Here is a 20402-nt window from a genome sequence, read left to right on the forward strand (position 1 = left end):
TAAAATCAAATAATGCAAGATATATAAATTAGACTGATGCAATGATAATTGTGTTTTTAATCATTAAAATTGAACTCTTTTTCAGTTTTTGCTAAAAAACCCTCTATGATTATTGTCTTTTACTTTCTTTTTATCAATGCATGAGTATTTATAAAATTATATAAAGCTAGAAATTTTATTTAATGAAAATTATTAACTCATATTATAACTTAGGCGAGGCATTTTATAAAAAACAAATTCCTGATAAGATTAAAAATCCTGAACTGTTAATATTCAATCAAGAATTAGCAAGAGAACTAAATTTAGGAATAGATTATAATTCACCAGACCTCAGCAATATTTTTGCTGGCAATAAATTATTATATAACAGTAAGCCTATCTCTCTTGCTTATGCAGGGCATCAATTTGGTTATTTTATACCAAGACTTGGGGATGGTAGAGCAATTTTGCTAGGAGAAATCAAAGATAAAAATAATGACTTATTTGATATACAATTAAAAGGCTCAGGAAGAACTTTCTTTTCTAGAAATGGAGATGGCAAATGTCCGTTAGATGCAGCTATTAGAGAATATATTGTTAGTGAAGCAATGTATTTTTTACAAATTCCTACTACAAGATCATTAGCAATAGTTAAATCAAGTGAGTTGATTCAAAGAGATAATTTAACGCCAGCAAGTGTTATAACTAGAGTTGCCAAAAGTCACATTAGAGTTGGAACTTTTGAATATTTTGCATCACGAGGTGATATAAAAAATCTGAAAATTTTAGCAGACTACACAATAAAGAGACATTTTCCTAAATATCATCATCAATGTAATAGATATCTTCATTTATTAAGATCAGTAATAAAAGTACAGATAGAATTAGTTACATCATGGATGTCTATTGGCTTTATTCACGGAGTGATGAATACAGACAATACATCTATTTGTGGTCAAACTCTAGACTATGGCCCCTGTGCTTTTATGGATGAATACGAAAGCAATAAAGTTTTTAGTTTTATAGATAAAAATGGTAGATATAGCTTTGGCAATCAAAGGAACATTCTTTTATGGAATATCACAAAATTTGCTGAAACTATTTTACATTTCATTAATAGTGATATCAAAAAAGCTATTAAAATAGTAGAGGAAGAGCTAAGTCAATTTTTGAGTATATTTGATGATGTATATTACACAAAAATGGCAAACAAATTAGGTATTTCATGTGTTGCAAGTAAAGAAAGAGATAGGACGCTAGTAATTGATTATTTGAAAATCTTAGAAAAAGATAAAGTTGATTTTACCAATGGATTTAGAAATCTAAGTAAAAAATTATTTCAATGGACTGGTGACAAGGGGAAAAATAATACCGAGTATTATTGGCATAAAAAATGGATGCAAAGATTATTAGAACAAAAAATAGATTTTAAGAAGATTACAAGTAACATGAATAAAGTTAATCCAATTTTAATTCCTAGAAACCATATTGTTGCAAATATCATTAAAGAATCGGTGCATAACCAAGATTATAGAATATTGAAAGAATTTCTAGAAGCTATAAGAAGTCCTGTTATTGAAAAAAAAGAATATGAGAAATACTATACCCCTGTGAAAGGTGACGAGAGAATAGTTAACACATTTTGTGGAACATAAAGGAATCACAGCAACTAAAAAAACTGAGTAAATTTTGCGGGCTGTAAGATGCATTTCTTAATCTCAAAATTATAATAATAAACGAAGTTTTTATACAGCTTCATAGAAATAAGTATAGAAAACATTATAAAAATAATATCTTACTTGTTTTTAATAAATATTTTGTATTCAATGCAATCTACTCAGTGTAATAATGGAAAGATAAAAATATACTGAGGAGTGAGTAAGTTTTAGATAGAAGAATCTAGTGAGTAAAGATTAAAAGATTTATTGATGAAAAAGACTTGATTTTTTAAATTATTGGCTAAAGAAATTGATGAGGAATATTAAACTACCTACTAGATAAAGGTAGAATTTTAATATGCTAAGGAATAAAATGAAGAAATAATAGTATTAGTAATAAGCAAATGACATTAGCTTCAAAAAAGTGCATACCATGTTCAGGAGGTATACCGCCAATGGAAAAAAAAGAAGTAGATAAGTATTTAAATAGTCTAGGCAATGGTTGGAAGGTAAATGCAGAAGAGCACCTAAATAAGGTATATAAGTTTCAAAATTTTATAGAATCCATGGAGTTTGCTAATAAAATTGCTGAAATTTCAGAAAAAGAAGGTCATCATCCAGATTTACATATATCTTGGGGTAGTTGTAAAATTGAGATATGGACACATAAAATCAATGGTTTAGCTAAAAGTGATTTTTATCTTGCAGCAAAGATAGAGGCAATATCAAAGGTATAAAGTTAAAAGTTAAATTTTTAATAATTATTTCTTATTTATAAGCTTATGGATTAAATAGTGACCGAGGTAACAAAAAGGAGTATCGAGTAGTGCTGCAATAATCTTAAAAATTAAGCTACTAATAAAAACACTATAGAAATATTGCCAGTCTATAATATTAAAAAAACACAAAATGATTAAGACAGTAGAGGTATCAATAAATTGTGCAATAATAGTACTAACATTATTTCTTAACCATAGATGTTTACTATGTGTGAGAGATTTTAACCAAGAAAAAATAATAATGTCAGTTAATTGACCAATATAAATTGCAATAATAGAAGCTAAAGAACCCAAACCATAAACATTAAAAGTTTTTTTAAACTCTGGGTCGGATAAAGGTGACCAACTAACAGCTGGTAGTTTTATACTAATAAACAGAAGCAGCATAACAATAAGACTAGTTAAAACAGTAATTTGAATGACGAATTTAGCTTTTTGTTTACCATAAAATTCAGTTAAGAGATCGGAAATTAGGAAAGTTACAGGGTAAAGTAGTACACCTACAGATATATCTAAAGTGATAATAAATGGAATGTTTATAGAAATAAATTTTTGAAATATTAAATTACCAGTAACAACGGTAGTACAAAATATACATCCTAATGCAAAGTAGAGTTTATCTGATTTAGTCATTTAATATTAACTTAATATTTTGAATACTTAAACTCATAATATTATAGTATAGTAGCCATAATATAGCACTGTTGCAAACTCAAAAAAGCATTTGAATTTTTAATCTTTTAATTGTTTAACTCCACAAGCTTGATTCGTTATCATAAGAAAAGTAATATGAGGCAACGAATGACTACAAACCCATGCAGGATGTGAGAAATATCAGAGAAGATGCGGAAAGTAAATTGCTAAGTTATTATAAATATAAATAAAGCAAAATACTCCCCAAATATACTATGCTTATCAAGCATTTAAATTAACCCGAACTGCAGATAAGAAGTAAGAAATTTATACCAAATCTTGTCATCACGAGGGAGAGACGAAGTCTCGACTGTAGTGATCCAGGGTTGTTTTTGCATTTATTGATAATTTTCCTGGATTGCCACACTCACTTCGTTCGTTCGCAATGACTATATCGTTGTTCCTAATTGTACTAAACATTGCTGTATGGTCATTTTTTAGCTCTTTATAGAGCAGTTCTTATCTGCAGTTCGGGTTAAATTACAAAAATTTGACTTATTTTGGTCACAATTACAAGTAAAATATAAAACATGCAATATTTATATTATCTAAAATTTACTTTGCTACTAATATATTTCTATTCCTGCTTTCTATTTACAGCACTGTTTAGGATGGTGCCCAGAGGCGGAATCGAACCACCGACACAAGGATTTTCAGTCCTTTGCTCTACCGACTGAGCTATCTGGGCTAATGAGGATAGCTTTGATTTAATGGCGACCCCTACGGGATTCGAACCCGTATTGCCACCGTGAAAGGGTGGAGTCCTAAACCATTAGACGAAGGGGTCTCTAAGTACGGAAGATTATATATAATTCTTCATAAATTCAAATAGTTTTTTTAAAATTTACTAAATAATTTATTAATGCATATATATATATATAAGCATAAATTTATTTAATTCTCTCACCAAATTTTTACTTAAATTCTCCTAATTATCTGCACTTTTAAAAAATAACAAAAAGAAAAATAACTTATTATACCTATGATAACTTCAAAAAATAATAATAAAAATTTATTATGCAAATCTAAAATATTTGTAAAAATGCAAATTACAAAAATCATAATAATAGCTGCCAATAAATACTTAATAGCTTCTTTATAGATATATTTTTGTAATCTAAAATTTAATATTTTATATGATAAAATCATTAGCATTAATATATGTATCCATCCTGCTATAACATTTGCTATAGCAACACCTAGATACTGAAAATGATCCATCAAAGCAATACTAATTAAAATATTACTCAATATGCTAATGATAGCTATAATCACTGGTATTTTTGTATTTAATTTAGCATAAAATTTTGTTTGAAATAGCTTTATTAAGATAAATGCAGGCAAACCTAAAATTAAAATTTTTAATGTGCCCGCTGTATTAATCGTACTTATATTTGAAAATTCACCTCTTTCAAACAATGTTGCAATTATTTCTTCTGATAAAAAAAATAATCCAAATACAGAAGGTATTGTAAACATCATCACTAAGTTTATTGCATTATTTTGGAGATTATTAGTTGCATCTAAATCAGTTAATTTTATTTTTTTTGATAGCATTGGAAGTAAAACAGTGCCAATCGCAGTACCAATTAAAGCAAGTGGAAGTTGCACTACTCTATCAGCAAAATATATATATGATAAACCACCTGGGAAGAAAGAAAGTATAATCATACTAACCCATGTATTTACATGAGTCACTCCTGATGAAATAATAACAGGTACAATATTTTTTAAAATCTTTATAATTTTATTATCAAATTCAATTTTAAAAAATCTTAACTTATATCCATTTTTAAAAATAAAATATACCATCCAAAGTAATTCTAACACTCCACCAAATAACGTAGCTATTGATAAACTATGCGCCGTTGTTTCTAAATTATCTAAAAAAATGAGTATAAAGATAATAACAATATTTAATATCGTTGGAGCAAAAGCAAATGGAAAAAATTTTTCAAAACTATTTAAAATTCCACCGTAAAAAGCTGCCATTGAAATGCAAAATAAATACGGAAAAGTTACTCGTCCAAATAATACTGTTATATTAAATATTTCAAAATTATCTCTAAAGCCTGGTGTTGAATACCAAATTATTTCCGGCATAAATATTATAACTAGCACACAAAACGATAACAAAATAAGTATTAATAATGAATGAACTTTTGAGGCAAATTCCAATGCCTTAATCCTTCCTTTATCTTTTAATTCTTTAGAAAATGCTGGTACAAAAACTAAATTAAGAGCCCCTTCTGCAAAAATATTTCTAAACATATTTGCCAATCTAAAGGCTGCAACAAATGCGTCATTTAATAAACTAGTGCCAAGTTTTGCAGCAATGACCATATCTCTGATATATCCAAATATTCTGGAAATGAACGTACAAACACTAACAACTAAAGTAGATTTAATAAATTTCATCATATTTTAAATGATGGATTTTATAATTTCATCATGTACCTTATTAATTTTTGACTTATCTTTTCCTTCAACAAGAATCCTAATTAATTTTTCAGTACCAGATTTTCTAACAACAATTTTTAAATTCGCATTATACTTAATTATATTATTTATACTTTTATTTACCTCTTCCTTATTAAGCGGATTCTGATTTTTAAATTTAATATTAGATTTTATTTGGGGATTAAGTTTAAAAATATTTGCTATATCACTCAATTTTTTACCATTCTTTATCATAATTGCTAATATTTGAAGTGCTGATATAATACCATCTCCAGTATTAGAATAATCAGAAAAAATAATATGACCGGATTCTTCTCCACCAAAATTTAATCCATTCTTAACCATTAATTCATGAACCTTAATATCCCCGACCTCTGAATAAATTGTTTTTACTTTAATACTCTGCAAATATTCTTCTAAAGCTAAATTAGTTACTTTAGTAACAACTACAGCATCTCCCTTTAATTTATTACTGATCTTTAAATACTGGGCTATCATTGCAATTATATACTCTCCAGGAATAATATTTCCATTTTCATCACATATCACAATTCTATCTGAATCACCATCAAGCGCTATTCCAATATCTGATTTAGTCTCTACAACTTTTTTACATAAATTTTCAGGATGCATTGATCCACAATTATCATTAATATTAAATCCATTAGGATCACAGGATAATTTTATCACTTCAGCACCTAGCTCCCATAATATAGTTGGAGCTAAATTATATGCACTACCATTAGCACAATCTAAAACAATCTTAATACCTGATAGTGTAGAATTTTTAGGAAATGCTTTCTTAACAAATTCTATATATCTACCTGGTGCATCATCCAACCGCTTTGCTCTTCCCAATTTAGAAGGTTCCGCTAGTCCATCTACTAATTTCTCACTAAATACTATTTTTTCAATTTTTTCTCTAGATAACAAATCTAATTTATATCCATCTTTATTAAATAACTTAAATCCATTGTCATGATATGGATTATGTGATGCTGTTATCATTATTCCAAAATCAGCTCTAAGGGATTTTATTAAAATTGGGACTGATGGAGTAGGCATAGGTCCAACTAAGATGACATCAGCTCCAGTTGATATCAAGCCTGAAGTAATAGCAGGCTCAATCATATATCCTGATAACCTAGTATCCTTCGCAATAACAACCCTTCTACTTACATTTTTTGCATCAATAGAGATACCTATTGCTGTACCAATTTTCAATGCCATATCAGCAGTTACTGGAAAGCTATTTACTGTCCCTCTTATACCATCTGTTCCAAAGATTGATTTCATATTTAGATATTAATTTATTTATTTTTAGATCTTGAAACATTAAATCTGAATAAAATTATATCACCATCATTAACAATATAGTCTTTGCCTTCTTGTCTTAATTTCCCAGACTCCTTTGCTCCCTGTTCTCCACTATATTTAATATAATCATTATATGATACTGTTTCAGCACAAATAAAACCTACTTCAAAATCTGTATGAATTATTCCAGCAGCTTTTTGAGCTAATATACCTTTTTTAAAAGTCCATGCTCTTGTTTCTTGAGGGCCAGCAGTAAAATATGTTTGAAGACCAAGAACCTCATATCCTGTTTTAATAACTTTATCTAAACCACTTTCCTCTAACCCTAATTCCTTTAAAAATTCTTTTTGCTCAAGCTTATTATCAAGATTAGAAATTTCCTCTTCTATTTTTGCTGATATATTAATACTTGCAGAATTCTGGTTTAAAGCTTTTTCATCAATTAATTTAGAAAATTTATTTCCCTTGAGTACAGATTCTTCATCAACATTACATATATAAAAGAATGGCTTAGAAGTTAATAAATTTAATTCCTTAATAAGCTCTTCATTAGAATCATTAACAATGCTTTTAGCAGGTTTTCCAACATTAAGTACTTTAAGAATTTGATTTATTAAAAGTACTTTTTTAGCTAAATTTTTATCCTGTTTAGCTTTTTTTTCTATAGTGATGAATTGCTTATTTAAACTTTCTATATCTGCTAAAATTAATTCCGTTTCTATAATTTCAGTATCTCTAATTGGATCTGTATTACCTTCAACATGAGTAATATCATTATTATCAAAACATCTTACCATATAAACAATTGCATCTACATTTCTAATATGAGATAAAAATTTATTTCCTAATCCTTCACCTTTGCTTGCACCTTTGACAATACCAGCTATATCAACAAATTCTATTTGGGTAGGTATAATTTTTTTTGAATTAGCAATATTAGATAAATTTACTAACCTATTATCTGGAACAGAAACAATACCATTATTTGGCTCAATAGTACAAAATGGATAATTCTCTGCACTTGCCTTCTGAGTACTAGTTAAAGCGTTAAATAAAGTTGATTTACCAATATTAGGCAAACCAACAATTCCACATTTAAATCCCATTTACAAGATCCTTATCTTAAATGCCACTTTTTTAAAAGCAAATCAATTTGCCCATTATTATTAAGATTTTCAATTGCTTGATTAACCTTTTCAGTAAGACTAGAGCCTTTCTTTAAACCAATGACATAACTAGATTCTTCTTCATCAATATATACGTTGTCTTCAATAGCATTAGATTTTAAACCTACTATATTTTTCACAAAACTAGAAGCTTGAGCATCCTCCACAATTAAAGCATCAATTTCACCAAGTTTAAGTTTTTCTATTAAAATAAAATTAGAACCCAATGATATAATTTTTAAAGATTTATCAACTGAGTCATTATAGTTATTAACAAAATTCTCCATAGTAGTACCTGTTTGAACGCCTACTTTAGCATCATTTGGTAAATCTTCCAAAGAACTAAAATCCTGGTCATTTTTAGCAATTATAGCAAAAGCACTTGCATAATATGGCTCTGAAAAATCAATATTCTCAGATCTATCAGAATTTCTTGAAATACTAGACATGATCAAATCAACCTCTCCAGAATTCAATGACGGAATTAAAGAGGAAAATTCCATTTCCCTAATTTTTACCTCCTTATGCATTGTTTTAGCAATCTCATTTATCAAATCTATATCAAAACCTACAATCTTACCATCTTTAGTAAACTCAAATGGTGGATAATCAGGACTGACACCAACGACTAAATTGTTATTATTGATACTAATATCATCATCATTCGCTTTAAATAAAAAAAATAATGCAAGCACTATTATAACTGCTAAAACACTAAGAAGAGTCGTTTTAAAAGAATTAGACATATTTATAACTCAACATTTTTTGATTCTTTTACCCCTATATTATATTATAAAATTTTTTTAATACAACTTATAAAATTTTCTTATTAACTATCATTATTTAATTATACTCTTTTATAATACTATTATGCTTAAACTTATTATTAAACCAAGTATATTGTCTTTTAGCATAATTCCTAGTTAATCTTTGAACTTTCAATATCATTTCATCATAAGAAATTTGATTCAAATTATATTGATGTATAGTTGAGAGGCCAATAATTTTTGGTAATTCATCAATTTTATATGTTTTTATTAGCGTTTTAACTTCATTTACTACACCACAATCAAGCATTCTTAAAAATCTAGTATTGATATTTTTATATAATATTTCTCTATTTGGACATATATATATATTAGTAAAATTATCTTTTTCAAAAAATAATTTATTAGATTTTTGCCACTCTAAAATAGAAATACCTGTTTCAAAAAACACTTCTAACCCTCTTAAAATTCTTACTCTATCATTAATACTTAGTCTTTCAGACAATTTTTTATCATAATTACTTAGCAGCTCATGCAACTCAAAATTTGACATTGCTTCAGTTAATGACAGTACTTCTGTCTTTGTTTTTTTAGTTACTTCAGGTATATCTGCTATCCCATTAATTAAACAAGAAAAGTACAAACCTGTTCCTCCTACTAATATAGGATTTAATCCTTGAGCTAAAGAACTATTAATCTCTTTAACAACAATTTCAAGCCATTCGAATACAGAAAATTTTCTATTTGGATTTATAATTCCATAAAACTTATGTTTAGCTAAATTTAATTCTTCTTCACTTGGTTGCGATGTTAAAATAGGTATTTGATTATATATTTGCTGTGAATCTGCATTTATAATTATTCCGCCTATATCTTTAGCTAAGGAAATTGCAAATTTACTTTTATATGCTGCAGTTGGACCATATATGCAAATTATTTTACCTTTATAAGCGAATTCAAACACTTATAACAACTCCATCATATTGTTTTCATTAGGATAACTAGCAATCTTTATATCCTTCCATTTTAATTGCAAGATATGTTGAGCACATTTCTTACTAATACAAATAGCAACTTTATTATCTGTAAAAAATTTATATTTTTTAAATAAACTAAAAAATATTTCTGCAGTTCTTGAAGAGTAAAACATAATAATTCCAACATCATTGTTTATTATTTCAATTTGATTTTTTGTTAATGACTTTACCGCTTCAGACTTATAAATAACATGTGAAATAACATTATCATATCCATAATATTTTAACTCTTCTTTTAAATCACAAGACAAATGGTCTCCACAAATATATAAAATATTAGAGGTTTTATCTATTGTTTTACAAATAGAATTTATTAAACTTAATACATCTTTTTCACATAAAAATACTTTTTTACAATCCAGTTGCATTAATAAATTTTTTGTCGTATCTCCTACTGTTAAAATAATTTTATTTTTCATCCAAGAATTTTTTTGAAAAAAAACAACAGCATTTTGACTAGTTAGAATGATATATTGAAAATTATCATCGATAATCTTTTTATTAATATATTTGATGTTAATTAATGGTATTATATCAGGTTTTTCACCTAAATTTACTATTTTATCTCTAGAATTTAAAGCCAAATTATAAGGCCTAGTCAACAATATTTTCATAACTCTGTTTTTTTAAAAAAACATAAAATGCCCCGTCACCACCGTGTTTTTTATGAGCATAATCAATATATAATAAATTTGCTTGCATTTCCCAAGTTTGAATCCAATCAAAAAAGTTCTTTTTAATTATCGACACTTTATTTGGAGAATTTACTCCTTTACCAGTAATAATCAATAATTTTCTATATCCTTGACTTATAGAATCATTTAAAAAATTAATTAGCTTGTTATAAGCATTATTAGTCGAACAACCATGTAAATCTAATTCAGCATCAACTATAATTATACCTTTAGCTATATTTGATCTTAATTTTCTATTTAAATTGCTTTGATCTCCAAATTTTATAACATTAATTTTTTTAGAATTTTGAGTTAAATTAAAATTATATTTATTCTGAGTTAATTTTTTGACCTCAAACCTCTTATTAAAAGAATCTTGAGTATCTAAATTTGTTTTTAAATCTATTTTTTTAATATTTTTTATTTCTTTTTGCCATATAGTTAAGTCACTATTACTAAAAATATACTTTTCATCATCCATATTTTATGTATTTTTTTTAATTTTGTGTAATTATATACTATCAAGTTTATAATATAAAAAATTTTTATGATAGAAAATCTTAATATTGGCTGCCTATATGATAAAAAATCTGAAAAAGCTGAAACAGCATTTCATGAATTAAGACAACTATATAATTTAAGAGAACTTGATCTTAAAAAAATTGATAACTTCGACATTGTAATAACTCTTGGAGGCGATGGAGAAATGTTAAGAGCACTTCATGCAACTAAAAACTTTAAGCCAAAAATATTTGGAATGAATCGTGGATCTATAGGATTTTTACTAAATGAATATCATACAAACAACCTTACTACACGAATCAATCATGCACAAAGTGTAAAACTTTACCCACTTAAAATGATCGTCACTACAGATGATAATAAAGTAACACAAGCACATGCATTTAATGAAGTATCATTATTAAGAGAAACAAACCAAATAGCAAAAATTAGAATAATAATTGATGATATAATAAGAATGGATTCTCTTTATGCAGATGGAATTATTATCTCAACACCTGCAGGAAGCACTGCTTATAATTTTGCAGCATATGGACCTATCATACCTCTAAACGCAAATATTCTAGCACTTACACCAATAAGTCCATTCAGACCTAGAAGATGGAATGGAGCATTAATTCCATACAAAAGCACAATAAAGTTTGAAATTTTAGAATTCAAAAAAAGACCAGTAAGTGCAGTAGCTGATTCTAGTGAAACCAGAAACATTAAATCAGTAGAGGTTTGTATAGATTTTAGTATTGAGAAAACAATATTATTTGATAAGGGTGAAAATTTGCAAGAAAAAGTTTTTAAAGAGCAATTTTATAAAGATAAAATCTACTAAATTTATATAGCATTCTTAATATATTTTAAATCAATTGAATAAATATTATTTTCACTATTTGATAAAATATTCACTCTATCATTAATAAATTTAATCACTTCTTTATCTATTAGATCTTTTAAATCTATTTTCAATTTATTTGAACATATAATTCTTATAATACCAATAGCAGCCCTTCTTAAAGCATACGGATCTTTTGAACCAGTGGGCTTAATATTAATATCAAACATTGAATTTAAAGTAACAATTTTATCTGCTAATGCCATCACTATACTTAAACGAGAATTTGGCACAGGATCGCTTGGACCTTGAGGTAGATAATGATCCTTTATAGCATTTGCAACATCTTGCAATTCTTTGTCATTTAAAGCATAATAATAACCTGCAATACCTTGCAATTCAGGCAATTCATTTACTATTTCCGTTACTAAATCTGATTTAATTAATAATGATACGCGATTAATATTCTCTTTATCATCAATTTGTAATTTATCAGCAAGTTTTAAAGCAATTTTTTTAACATCACTTATTTTATCATAATAACTACCTATTTCATGATGAAAAGTGACTTTCTTTAATTTATCAAACTTATCTATAAGTTTAGTTTTAGAATCTTGATTATAAAAATACTCAGCATCTGCTAATCTTGACCTTAAAACCTTTTCATTACCATTAATAACTGTTTTTAAATTATCATTTGTCATTCCATTTGAAACAATTATAAAGTAAGGTGCTAAATTACCATTATTATCTTCAGTCATTAAATACTTTTGATGAAATTTCAACATGGATACCAAAATTTCCTTAGGTAATTTCATAAACCTTTTTTTAATTTTACCAATTGCAACATAAGGCGATTCAACTAAATTAGATACCTCCTTTAATAAATTATTATCTTCAATCAACGATATATTAAATTGTTTACAAAGCGCTTTTGCTTGATCCTTTATAATTTTTAATCTCTTATCCTGAAATATACAAACTTTTATCTCTTCAAACTTCTCCTTATAATCTTTAAATGACTCTACAATTATAAATTTATCTTTAATCTTAATCTTATTACTTGCTATAATATGTCCAAATTTGATTGGTAATACTGTCTTGTCAAATATACAAATCATTGAGTGAATTGGCCTAATCCATCTAATATCATAATCACCCCACCTCATTGATTTAGGCCAATTAAAAGATGTAATAATATCTTCTATAAGCGATTTTAATATACCTTTAGAATCTTTTGTTACAAACTTTTCTTTGAAAAAATAGTACTCTCCTTTTTGAATGAGTTTAGATACATCAGCTATTTTATACTTACTTAAAAACCCTTGAATTGCTTTGTCTGTTGCATTGATTTTAGGTCCCCTTATTTCAACATCACTTCCACAAAGTACATCTGGAATTTCTGATATATATATTCCTATTCTTTTTGGTGTAAAAAAATATTCTCCACTGAGATTAATTTGAAATACCTTGTTTAATTTTTTAATAAATAAATCATAAATTTTAGAAGCACCAAATTCTTGCATTTCACTAGGCATTTCTTCAGAATAAATTTCAAAAAATAAGTTTGGCATAATTTAATTACATCCTTTTAATAAATTATTAAATACGTTAAGACCTCTTTTATGCATATCCACATTATGAACTCTGATTAAATCAATTTCATTAAAAGCTAAATAAAGTGAAGCTGCAAGAGTTTCTATGTCTCTTTCTATAGGCTCACAATTAGTAATAGATTCAAAAAATGATTTTCTTGAATGCCCGATACAAATTTTGATGTCAAAATTTTTCAATTCTTTAACATCTCTTAATAACTGAATTGTCTGCTTTGTATCAGTTGCAAAGCCTATACCTGGATCAATTATAAGTCGCTCTTTTTCAATACCAAATCTTTTGCATTCTTCAATTTTATTATCAACCCATTCATATATTTCATCAATTGATTTAACTCTTATTGCCTTATCAGCAGGCAAAGTAAGACTATGCATACATATATAATTTAAATCTGAATTTGACGCAACCAATTCTAATACTCTAGGATCTTTTCCACCACTTACATCGTTAATATAACTAGCTCCTTTTTTCACTGCATATTGCATAGTTTTATAATGATAAGTATCTATACTGATATTTTTCAAATTAATTTTATTCAACAATGGAGTTAGTTTTCTTAATTCATCATCTTCAGAAATTAAAGGAGCATTATATGAGGTAGAACTAGCACCAATATCAACTATATCAGCCCCTTCTCTAAATAATTCATCTACTCTGTCAATTGCTCTCTTAAGATCAGAATAATTTCCACCATCTGAAAAAGAATTATCATTATAATTTAAAATCCCTATAATCTTTGTCATATTTGCATTATATACATGAAAACTTGATTGAATTTTAACACTTTTTCTTTATTATTTCTTCTTTTTTGTTTTACACATAAAATATTAAATTGATTTTTTCAAGTGATCATTAAATGAATTTAATATTTTAGAACATGCATTTTTAAAAAATGGACTTAATATCTTTTCTAAAAATATAGACTTTAATAAAAATTTAATATCAAAATTAATATTCGTAGTTTTTTCATTAATTTTTTTCAATTTCCATTTTGACTCAAGAAATTTAAAAGGACCTTTTACCATTTTTGTCCTCACAATAGCTTCTCCACTTTGATCTATTGCATTTTCAATATAAACCTCTGAAGTATATTTTAAGTTTATACCCTTAAAAGAAATTATAAGATCTGCAATTAAAAAATTCTCTTCAACAGAAATAATCCTTGCACCACTGCACCAAGGAATAAATTCTGGATACCTTTCAACATCAACAATTGTACTGTAAATTTTATTGATCTCATAATTCACTGTTTTATTATTAGAATACTGAAACATATCTTAATTTATTTGTGTAATCTCATATTTATTTTTGTGCAAGATTACCCTATAGGCTAAAAAATGTCTTTTATTAAAAGAACTATTTAAATTTATTCTTAATATCAATCTTTTAGTTTCTAGTGAATTAATTTTAAATTTATAATAATTATTATGCAAATTACTATAAACAAAATTATCAATTATTTTTTTATTTTCTACATTATATAGTTGTATTGCAACCTTTTCCATTAATATATTATTATTAAATTTTAGTAATAAATTAAAAATATTTTTTTCATTTGTTGGTTCACACCTTATTTGAAAAAAATTATATAATTGACTATTATCTAATTCACTATTAACTTTCAAAGTATTATTAGAATATAGATTTTTTGCAATAAAAATAAACACAATATCCGCTGATAAAAATATTGCAAAAAAAAGAAGTAGATAAAATTGGTACCTGTTAATCTTCACTCACCATACTAGTTTTAGACAAAAATTCCTTTAACCTTTTATTTTTAGGTTGAATAAAAAAATCTTTTGCATTATTTTCTTCAATAATTTTTCCATTTTCAAAGAAAATAATTTTATCTGATATACTTTCCGCAAACTTCATATGATGAGTAACTATTATACTAAGTAAACCCTTAGATTTAGATAAGTCTTTTATCACAGTTAACACTTCAGCTGTATTCTCAGGATCTAATGCTGAAGTTGGCTCATCATATAAAATAATTTTAGGTTTCATACATAGCGTCCTAGCTATTGCAACTCTCTGCTTTTGTCCACCTGAAATAGAATTGGGATACTTATTTTCAATAGAAATATCAAGGTTAACTTTTTTTAAAAGCTTGCGTGCATAATCAATCGCCTCTTCTTTTTTAATATTTAATACTTTTTGAGGAGCATATATAATATTATCAAGAATTGTCATATTATTAAAAAGATTAAAATTCTGAAAAATAAAACCTATTTTATTTTTCTTTATGTCACCATATCTTATTTCTCCCTGGTCAATTCCTTCTAAATTTGCTAAGCATTTTAAAAAAGTAGATTTGCCACTACCTGAGCACCCAATAATAGAGTATACCTTCCCATTTGTAAATGAATAAGAAATATCATCTAAAATTTTTGTATCTTCATATTTCTTTGTTAAATTAACTATTTTTATCATTTAAGCTTTTTTTCAACCATTATTCCAAATCTAGCAATAACACAAATTAACAAATAATAAATTATACCAGCAATACACAAAGGCGTTATAAAATCATATTTTTCAGCTGCTATAATTTGAGCCCTTCTCATTAAATCTGCTACACCTATTATACCTATTACTGCGGACTCCTTTATTAGATTTATTACTTCGTTTATAAGAGAAGGAAGTATAGATTTTAAAGCTTGAGGCAATATAATATCTAACATCATGGAGAAATAAGGAATAGATAGTGATTTAGCTGCTTCAACCTGTCCCTTATCTACTGAATCAATTCCTCCTCTAACTATTTCAGCTACATAAGCTGCAGAATTTATAGAAAGAGCTGCAATCCCTGCAACAAAAATTGGTATATTAATTTTCAGCAAACCTGGCAAAGCAAAATAGATAAAAAACAATTGCAGTAAAAATGGAGTCCCACGTATCACTGACGTGTACACTTTAACAACCAAAACCAATAAAATATTATTTGTATATCTTAATATTGCAAGTAAAGAACCTAATATAATACCAAAAAATGCTGCCAAAATTGAATAAAATAATGTTGTAAATATACCTTGTGATATATACTTTACAGTCCCTAAAGTATCCAAAATTAATTTATGTTGTTGTGCTGAAATAAAATCTAATACATCCATTTATAATTAATCCTAAAATTACATATAAATTATTTCTGGATAATATTATTATCTACATCATTAACTCCTTCTGATAAAAAAGAATTATAAATACTACTAACTTTATTAATTGAATAATCATTAATTTTAACCTTTTTGTCTTTGAGATTTACAATCTTAAAGTCATATTTCTTTGCATGAGAAGATTCTTCTAAAATTTGTTCTGCTGTTTTTAATATAGCATTTTTTTCTTTTTCTCTTATCTCTTTTAAAGCTAAAACCTTATTAATTCCAGAATCTATAACAAATTTATTATAAAAATTTGAATAAAAATCAACTAACCCTGAGAAATTATCAACCTTAAAATTTAAATCAAAAAATGGTAAAATATTAGTTTTATTAATTACCATATTTCCTGCTAAATCAAAATTAAACAAATCAGAATCAAATTTAAATTCATGACTTATCAACTTATACGTTGGCTTAACATTCTCTAAAATTACTCCATCAATTAATTCTAATTTTGAATCATCTTCAAAGTTAAATAACACATCTACATTCAAATTTGTACTATTAGCACCAATTTCTGCAAAGTAATTATAAAAATCTTCTTCAGAATTATTTTTGAAATATTTATTCTTATCAACCTCTAACTTTAATTTTATTCCCTTATGCTGAACAGAACTTAGGTTAATTAATTTGACAATAGTTTTATCAATTGAATAAATTTTTTCTTCAGAACCATCAGGATTGACTTTTTTAGCAACATGATTACTCGAATTATAACTAACAGATTTAAAATAATCTGTAAATATTTCCTCTAAATTGTTACTCAATAAGAGGTTATTACCCATATTTTTAAAATAACCTTTAAATACGAAATCAGCTCTAGGACTTTCAGAAAAAGTAGAAATATATTTACTCTCTCCACCTGAATCTTTAATAATTGTATTTATATTATCTGCAAAAATTATTGATAAAGTCTTATTAAATAAAGAGCTTTGAAAATTAATATAATCCAAACTTGATTGGTCACTTATACCATGTTTTTCTTGATAAAAACTTGGATTTAAAACTTTTCCACTTATATTCCAAAAAAACCATCCCTCATATATAAGTTTGTCATATGTAAATTTCAAACCTTTTTCAGATAATTTAACCGTGATTAATTGCAATTTATCATTAATATTTTGAACATGCAGATATCTAAAAACGAAATTAGATACTATAACTATAATTATAATTAAACCTGATAAAATAACTTTTTTCATACTAAACTCCTAATTCTTTGGTGTGCCCGAAAGGATTCGAACCCTTGACCTTTAGATCCGTAGTCTAACGCTCTGTCCAGCTGAGCTACGGGCACTCTTTCTTTTAAACTTATATTCTATTAACGAATAAAGTCAAAGAATATTATTAACGAATAAACTTAATTATAATCTTTCCAAATTGCTTTTGGAATACTTTTAATCACCTCCTTATGCAAAGTATCTTCTTTTTCTGTTAAATTAAATGATCTACTAGGAAAATTTTCTTTAATAGAATTATTTAAATTTTTAGATGCATCAGATCGAAATTTTAATTTAGTTTGTTCACCAAGGATTAACTCCACATATACCATTGCAAGCAACTCTGAATCAATTAAAGCTCCATGCTTATCTCTTTTATCTAAACTAATATTAAATCTCTTACATAGAGCATCTAAATTTGCTGGTGATCCTGGAAATTTTTTCCGTGCAATCATTAATGTATCAACAACATTACTAATTGATATTTTTGACATACCTATCATTTGAAACTCATTATTAATAAATCCTATATCAAATTTTGCATTGTGAATTACTAATATTGAATCTTTTATAAAGTCATAAAATTCTTTTGCAATATCTCTAAACAACGGCTTGTCTTTTAAAAAATCACTAGAAATACCATGAACATTATATGCACCCTTGCTTACGCCTCTTTCTGGATTAACATAAGTATGAAAATAGTTATTAGTTTTAACTTTATTAATTAATTCTATACAACCAATCTCTATTATTCTATCACCCTGTTTATAATCTAAGCCTGTAGACTCAGTGTCTAATATAACTTCTCTTAAATCTACCATAATGAATAATTTGTTTTAAATATTTAAATAAATAATGTTTATTTTCATTATAAATTAAAAAATCTACCTTATTAATAACTTCTTCTTTATTATATTGATTTTCTAAAATATCAAAAAATCTTTTTCTATTCATATTCTTTCTATTTAAAGATCTCTTTAACATAGTTTTAGTTGAAGAATATAAATAAATAATTTTATCAAAATATTTTTCTCTATTTTTTTCAAACAAAAGTGGTATTTCAATAACAGCAGAACGAGATTTGTTCTTATTAATCATATTATATATTTCCTCAATTCTTTTTTTTGTATAAGGAACAATCATTTCTTGTAAGCTTACCATATCAGTTTTATTGTTAAAAACTATGTCACCCAAAATGCTTCTTGATATATTGCCATTAATAACACAATTAGGAAACTTTATACATATTTTTTCTTTTAAAGAAGTATTTTCATTCATTATTTTATGAACATAATTATCTAATGAAAAGGTTAAAAATCCACTTTTTCTAAATACCGCAAGAGCTAAACTTTTTCCTGATGCAATATTGCCAGTTAAACCTATGACATTACCATGCCTAGCTCCTAATTTACACTTCATTTTTGAGAAATATTGTTTAAAGCTAAAAACCACTCGTTACTTTTTTTACTTAATGATAAACCATTTAGTGATAATATTTCTTTAAAGCTTTGCACCGGAATAACATAATTTAATTCAATTTCCATTGTATCAACTGTTGATGTCAATATACGAAAACTTTTTAACTGCTTAATGTTACTTAATTTATTTTTAATAGCAGACCATAACGTAGGATTATATGAATTAACTTTAACCTTAGAAGTAAAAATAATGTTTTGATCAAATGATTTTATACCTTTTAATTCTGAATCAAATTTATCTAAAAGCTCATTTATAGATCTATTGAAGAAATTTTGATCACTCTCATTAAATTTTTTAGTAACTATTAAATATTTTAATTCATCTTCTTGAGGATTTAAAATTCTAATTGTCATTTCAATTTGTTGTTTATTTAACTCAGCAAAAACAATTACTAAATTTTTAATGTTATAATCTTTTATTATATGATCAAATTTATAATAAGGCTCAAATAAAGTAGAATACTTGTTTTCCAAAGATACAGAAATATTATTTTTAAAAATGTTAAAATTTAACAATCCAAAATTTGCATCTAAATTTAGCCACTTCCACCTCCAATCTCTGTGAAGAAAAATTTCTTCATCATCAAATATCGGTATAAATAATATTTTTTCAGAATAACTTGTTCTATACCTTATTCCATATTTATTAAATAAATCCTTTACCTTTTGTGGCTCATATTCAATATCTACTGTCGCCATATATGAATGATTAGTCATTCTTTCTTTAATAGGGAAAACTTCTTTAGCAGTTTTAATAATCTCAGCCTCTTGAATAGTATATATTCTATTTTTAAAACTAGATGGAATCATTCGATAGGCCAAATATTTGAAACCATTAACGATAGCCTTATCATTTGCAATATCTATTGAATCAGTGAGATTGCCTGCATCATAAAAAGTTTTAATATCTTTCACTATAAAAATATTTTTATTTTCTTGATTCTGCTCTGAATGAGCTGCCATACAAAAAAATATAACTCCTAAAATTCCTAATAATAATTTTTTATTCATAATTTATTATTTACAGTGATATATTTAACAAGTTAAAATACTA

21 protein-coding genes and 3 tRNA genes are annotated in these 20402 nt (G+C 26.1%); 3 read left to right on the top strand and 21 right to left on the bottom strand.

Going from position 1 to position 20402, the window contains the following annotated elements:
• The first annotated feature begins 182 nt into the window (after positions 1-182).
• On the top strand, positions 183-1634 hold the full coding sequence (locus h2es_RS02600; protein WP_154511149.1) for a protein adenylyltransferase SelO: 1452 nt from the start codon (positions 183-185) through the stop codon (positions 1632-1634).
• Positions 1635-2041: 407 nt separating this feature from the next.
• A complete protein-coding gene (locus tag h2es_RS02605) occupies positions 2042-2374 on the top strand; it encodes a 4a-hydroxytetrahydrobiopterin dehydratase (protein WP_154511151.1) in 333 nt (110 codons plus the stop codon).
• Between the two features lie 24 nt (positions 2375-2398).
• Here h2es_RS02605 and h2es_RS02610 read toward each other — a convergent pair whose 3' ends face one another.
• The 10 genes from h2es_RS02610 to h2es_RS02655 all read right to left on the bottom strand — a co-directional run bounded on the left by h2es_RS02610 (position 2399) and on the right by h2es_RS02655 (position 11011).
• Positions 2399-3049 (bottom strand): queuosine precursor transporter, encoded by a 651-nt coding sequence (locus h2es_RS02610; protein ID WP_126045133.1) that lies wholly within the window; start codon positions 3047-3049, stop codon positions 2399-2401.
• A 672-nt stretch (positions 3050-3721) separates the two neighbouring features.
• Positions 3722-3797: transfer RNA gene (locus h2es_RS02615), tRNA-Phe, on the bottom strand.
• Positions 3798-3820: 23 nt separating this feature from the next.
• Positions 3821-3896 (bottom strand) — tRNA-Glu (locus tag h2es_RS02620).
• A 131-nt stretch (positions 3897-4027) separates the two neighbouring features.
• Positions 4028-5530: a murein biosynthesis integral membrane protein MurJ gene (murJ, locus tag h2es_RS02625; protein WP_154511153.1), complete on the bottom strand. Its 1503-nt coding sequence runs from the start codon at positions 5528-5530 to the stop codon at positions 4028-4030.
• A gap of 3 nt (positions 5531-5533) precedes the next feature.
• Positions 5534-6865 (bottom strand): phosphoglucosamine mutase, encoded by a 1332-nt coding sequence (gene glmM / locus h2es_RS02630; protein WP_154511155.1) that lies wholly within the window; start codon positions 6863-6865, stop codon positions 5534-5536.
• Between the two features lie 14 nt (positions 6866-6879).
• Positions 6880-7992 carry a redox-regulated ATPase YchF gene (ychF, locus tag h2es_RS02635; RefSeq protein WP_154511157.1) on the bottom strand — a complete coding sequence of 371 codons (1113 nt, stop codon included), beginning with the start codon at positions 7990-7992 and terminating at the stop codon, positions 6880-6882.
• Positions 7993-8003: 11 nt separating this feature from the next.
• Complete coding sequence (locus tag h2es_RS02640) at positions 8004-8798, bottom strand: ABC transporter substrate-binding protein (protein WP_154511160.1); 795 nt, start codon at positions 8796-8798, stop codon at positions 8004-8006.
• A 97-nt stretch (positions 8799-8895) separates the two neighbouring features.
• On the bottom strand, positions 8896-9783 hold the full coding sequence (gene miaA, locus h2es_RS02645) for a tRNA (adenosine(37)-N6)-dimethylallyltransferase MiaA (RefSeq protein WP_154511162.1): 888 nt from the start codon (positions 9781-9783) through the stop codon (positions 8896-8898).
• A complete protein-coding gene (locus tag h2es_RS02650; protein WP_154511164.1) occupies positions 9784-10470 on the bottom strand; it encodes a uroporphyrinogen-III synthase in 687 nt (228 codons plus the stop codon).
• Complete coding sequence (locus tag h2es_RS02655; RefSeq protein ID WP_154511166.1) at positions 10451-11011, bottom strand: Smr/MutS family protein; 561 nt, start codon at positions 11009-11011, stop codon at positions 10451-10453. The genes h2es_RS02650 and h2es_RS02655 overlap by 20 nt, the downstream gene beginning before the upstream one ends.
• A 66-nt stretch (positions 11012-11077) precedes the next feature.
• On the opposite strand from h2es_RS02655, the gene h2es_RS02660 reads away from it, so the two are divergent.
• The gene (locus tag h2es_RS02660) at positions 11078-11878 is read left to right on the top strand and encodes an NAD kinase (RefSeq protein WP_154511168.1); all 801 of its coding nucleotides are present in this window, start codon (positions 11078-11080) and stop codon (positions 11876-11878) included.
• Between the two features lie 2 nt (positions 11879-11880).
• On the opposite strand, the gene glyS is transcribed toward h2es_RS02660, so the two are convergent.
• From glyS to h2es_RS02715, 11 genes are all read right to left on the bottom strand, one after another.
• On the bottom strand, positions 11881-13452 hold the full coding sequence (glyS, locus tag h2es_RS02665; protein WP_154511170.1) for a glycine--tRNA ligase subunit beta: 1572 nt from the start codon (positions 13450-13452) through the stop codon (positions 11881-11883).
• A 3-nt stretch (positions 13453-13455) separates the two neighbouring features.
• Positions 13456-14235: a dihydropteroate synthase gene (gene folP, locus h2es_RS02670; protein WP_154511172.1), complete on the bottom strand. Its 780-nt coding sequence runs from the start codon at positions 14233-14235 to the stop codon at positions 13456-13458.
• 84 nt (positions 14236-14319) lie between these two features.
• A complete protein-coding gene (locus h2es_RS02675; protein ID WP_154511174.1) occupies positions 14320-14766 on the bottom strand; it encodes a type II toxin-antitoxin system RatA family toxin in 447 nt (148 codons plus the stop codon).
• Between the two features lie 3 nt (positions 14767-14769).
• The gene (locus tag h2es_RS02680) at positions 14770-15159 is read right to left on the bottom strand and encodes a hypothetical protein (RefSeq protein ID WP_154511176.1); all 390 of its coding nucleotides are present in this window, start codon (positions 15157-15159) and stop codon (positions 14770-14772) included.
• Between the two features lie 55 nt (positions 15160-15214).
• Complete coding sequence (locus h2es_RS02685) at positions 15215-15925, bottom strand: amino acid ABC transporter ATP-binding protein (protein WP_154511177.1); 711 nt, start codon at positions 15923-15925, stop codon at positions 15215-15217.
• Positions 15922-16602 carry an amino acid ABC transporter permease gene (locus h2es_RS02690; RefSeq protein ID WP_154511179.1) on the bottom strand — a complete coding sequence of 227 codons (681 nt, stop codon included), beginning with the start codon at positions 16600-16602 and terminating at the stop codon, positions 15922-15924. The genes h2es_RS02685 and h2es_RS02690 overlap by 4 nt, the downstream gene beginning before the upstream one ends.
• Before the next feature lie 29 nt (positions 16603-16631).
• Entirely contained in the window at positions 16632-17852 is a 1221-nt protein-coding gene (locus h2es_RS02695) for a hypothetical protein (RefSeq protein WP_154511181.1), read from the bottom strand.
• A gap of 18 nt (positions 17853-17870) precedes the next feature.
• Positions 17871-17947, bottom strand: a tRNA-Arg gene (locus h2es_RS02700).
• A 63-nt stretch (positions 17948-18010) separates the two neighbouring features.
• The gene (gene dnaQ, locus h2es_RS02705; protein ID WP_154511183.1) at positions 18011-18691 is read right to left on the bottom strand and encodes a DNA polymerase III subunit epsilon; all 681 of its coding nucleotides are present in this window, start codon (positions 18689-18691) and stop codon (positions 18011-18013) included.
• Positions 18657-19289 (bottom strand): dephospho-CoA kinase, encoded by a 633-nt coding sequence (gene coaE, locus h2es_RS02710; RefSeq protein WP_154511185.1) that lies wholly within the window; start codon positions 19287-19289, stop codon positions 18657-18659. The genes dnaQ and coaE overlap by 35 nt, the downstream gene beginning before the upstream one ends.
• Positions 19286-20359: a hypothetical protein gene (locus h2es_RS02715; protein WP_154511187.1), complete on the bottom strand. Its 1074-nt coding sequence runs from the start codon at positions 20357-20359 to the stop codon at positions 19286-19288. The genes coaE and h2es_RS02715 overlap by 4 nt, the downstream gene beginning before the upstream one ends.
• Between the last annotated feature and the right edge of the window lie 43 nt (positions 20360-20402).

The sequence above is a fragment of the Rickettsiales endosymbiont of Trichoplax sp. H2 genome (genome assembly GCF_009690945.1).
GTDB lineage: Bacteria > Pseudomonadota > Alphaproteobacteria > Rickettsiales > Midichloriaceae > Aquirickettsia > Aquirickettsia rohweri.

Bases quoted from the DNA above. Each gene is read 5' to 3' on its own strand.
- glyS (WP_154511170.1), bottom strand. From the start codon at position 13,452: ATGCCAAACTTATTTTTTGAAATTTATTCTGAAGAAATGCCTAGTGAA.
- h2es_RS02675 (WP_154511174.1), bottom strand. From the start codon at position 14,766: ATGTTTCAGTATTCTAATAATAAAACAGTGAATTATGAGATCAATAAA.
- h2es_RS02605 (WP_154511151.1), top strand. From the start codon at position 2,042: ATGACATTAGCTTCAAAAAAGTGCATACCATGTTCAGGAGGTATACCG.
- dnaQ (WP_154511183.1), bottom strand. From the start codon at position 18,691: ATGGTAGATTTAAGAGAAGTTATATTAGACACTGAGTCTACAGGCTTA.
- h2es_RS02600 (WP_154511149.1), top strand. From the start codon at position 183: ATGAAAATTATTAACTCATATTATAACTTAGGCGAGGCATTTTATAAA.
- folP (WP_154511172.1), bottom strand. From the start codon at position 14,235: ATGACAAAGATTATAGGGATTTTAAATTATAATGATAATTCTTTTTCA.
- ychF (WP_154511157.1), bottom strand. From the start codon at position 7,992: ATGGGATTTAAATGTGGAATTGTTGGTTTGCCTAATATTGGTAAATCA.
- h2es_RS02610 (WP_126045133.1), bottom strand. From the start codon at position 3,049: ATGACTAAATCAGATAAACTCTACTTTGCATTAGGATGTATATTTTGT.
- h2es_RS02650 (WP_154511164.1), bottom strand. From the start codon at position 10,470: ATGAAAATATTGTTGACTAGGCCTTATAATTTGGCTTTAAATTCTAGA.
- h2es_RS02685 (WP_154511177.1), bottom strand. From the start codon at position 15,925: ATGATAAAAATAGTTAATTTAACAAAGAAATATGAAGATACAAAAATT.
- coaE (WP_154511185.1), bottom strand. From the start codon at position 19,289: ATGAAGTGTAAATTAGGAGCTAGGCATGGTAATGTCATAGGTTTAACT.
- h2es_RS02640 (WP_154511160.1), bottom strand. From the start codon at position 8,798: ATGTCTAATTCTTTTAAAACGACTCTTCTTAGTGTTTTAGCAGTTATA.
- murJ (WP_154511153.1), bottom strand. From the start codon at position 5,530: ATGATGAAATTTATTAAATCTACTTTAGTTGTTAGTGTTTGTACGTTC.
- h2es_RS02690 (WP_154511179.1), bottom strand. From the start codon at position 16,602: ATGGATGTATTAGATTTTATTTCAGCACAACAACATAAATTAATTTTG.
- h2es_RS02695 (WP_154511181.1), bottom strand. From the start codon at position 17,852: ATGAAAAAAGTTATTTTATCAGGTTTAATTATAATTATAGTTATAGTA.
- h2es_RS02715 (WP_154511187.1), bottom strand. From the start codon at position 20,359: ATGAATAAAAAATTATTATTAGGAATTTTAGGAGTTATATTTTTTTGT.
- glmM (WP_154511155.1), bottom strand. From the start codon at position 6,865: ATGAAATCAATCTTTGGAACAGATGGTATAAGAGGGACAGTAAATAGC.
- h2es_RS02660 (WP_154511168.1), top strand. From the start codon at position 11,078: ATGATAGAAAATCTTAATATTGGCTGCCTATATGATAAAAAATCTGAA.
- h2es_RS02655 (WP_154511166.1), bottom strand. From the start codon at position 11,011: ATGGATGATGAAAAGTATATTTTTAGTAATAGTGACTTAACTATATGG.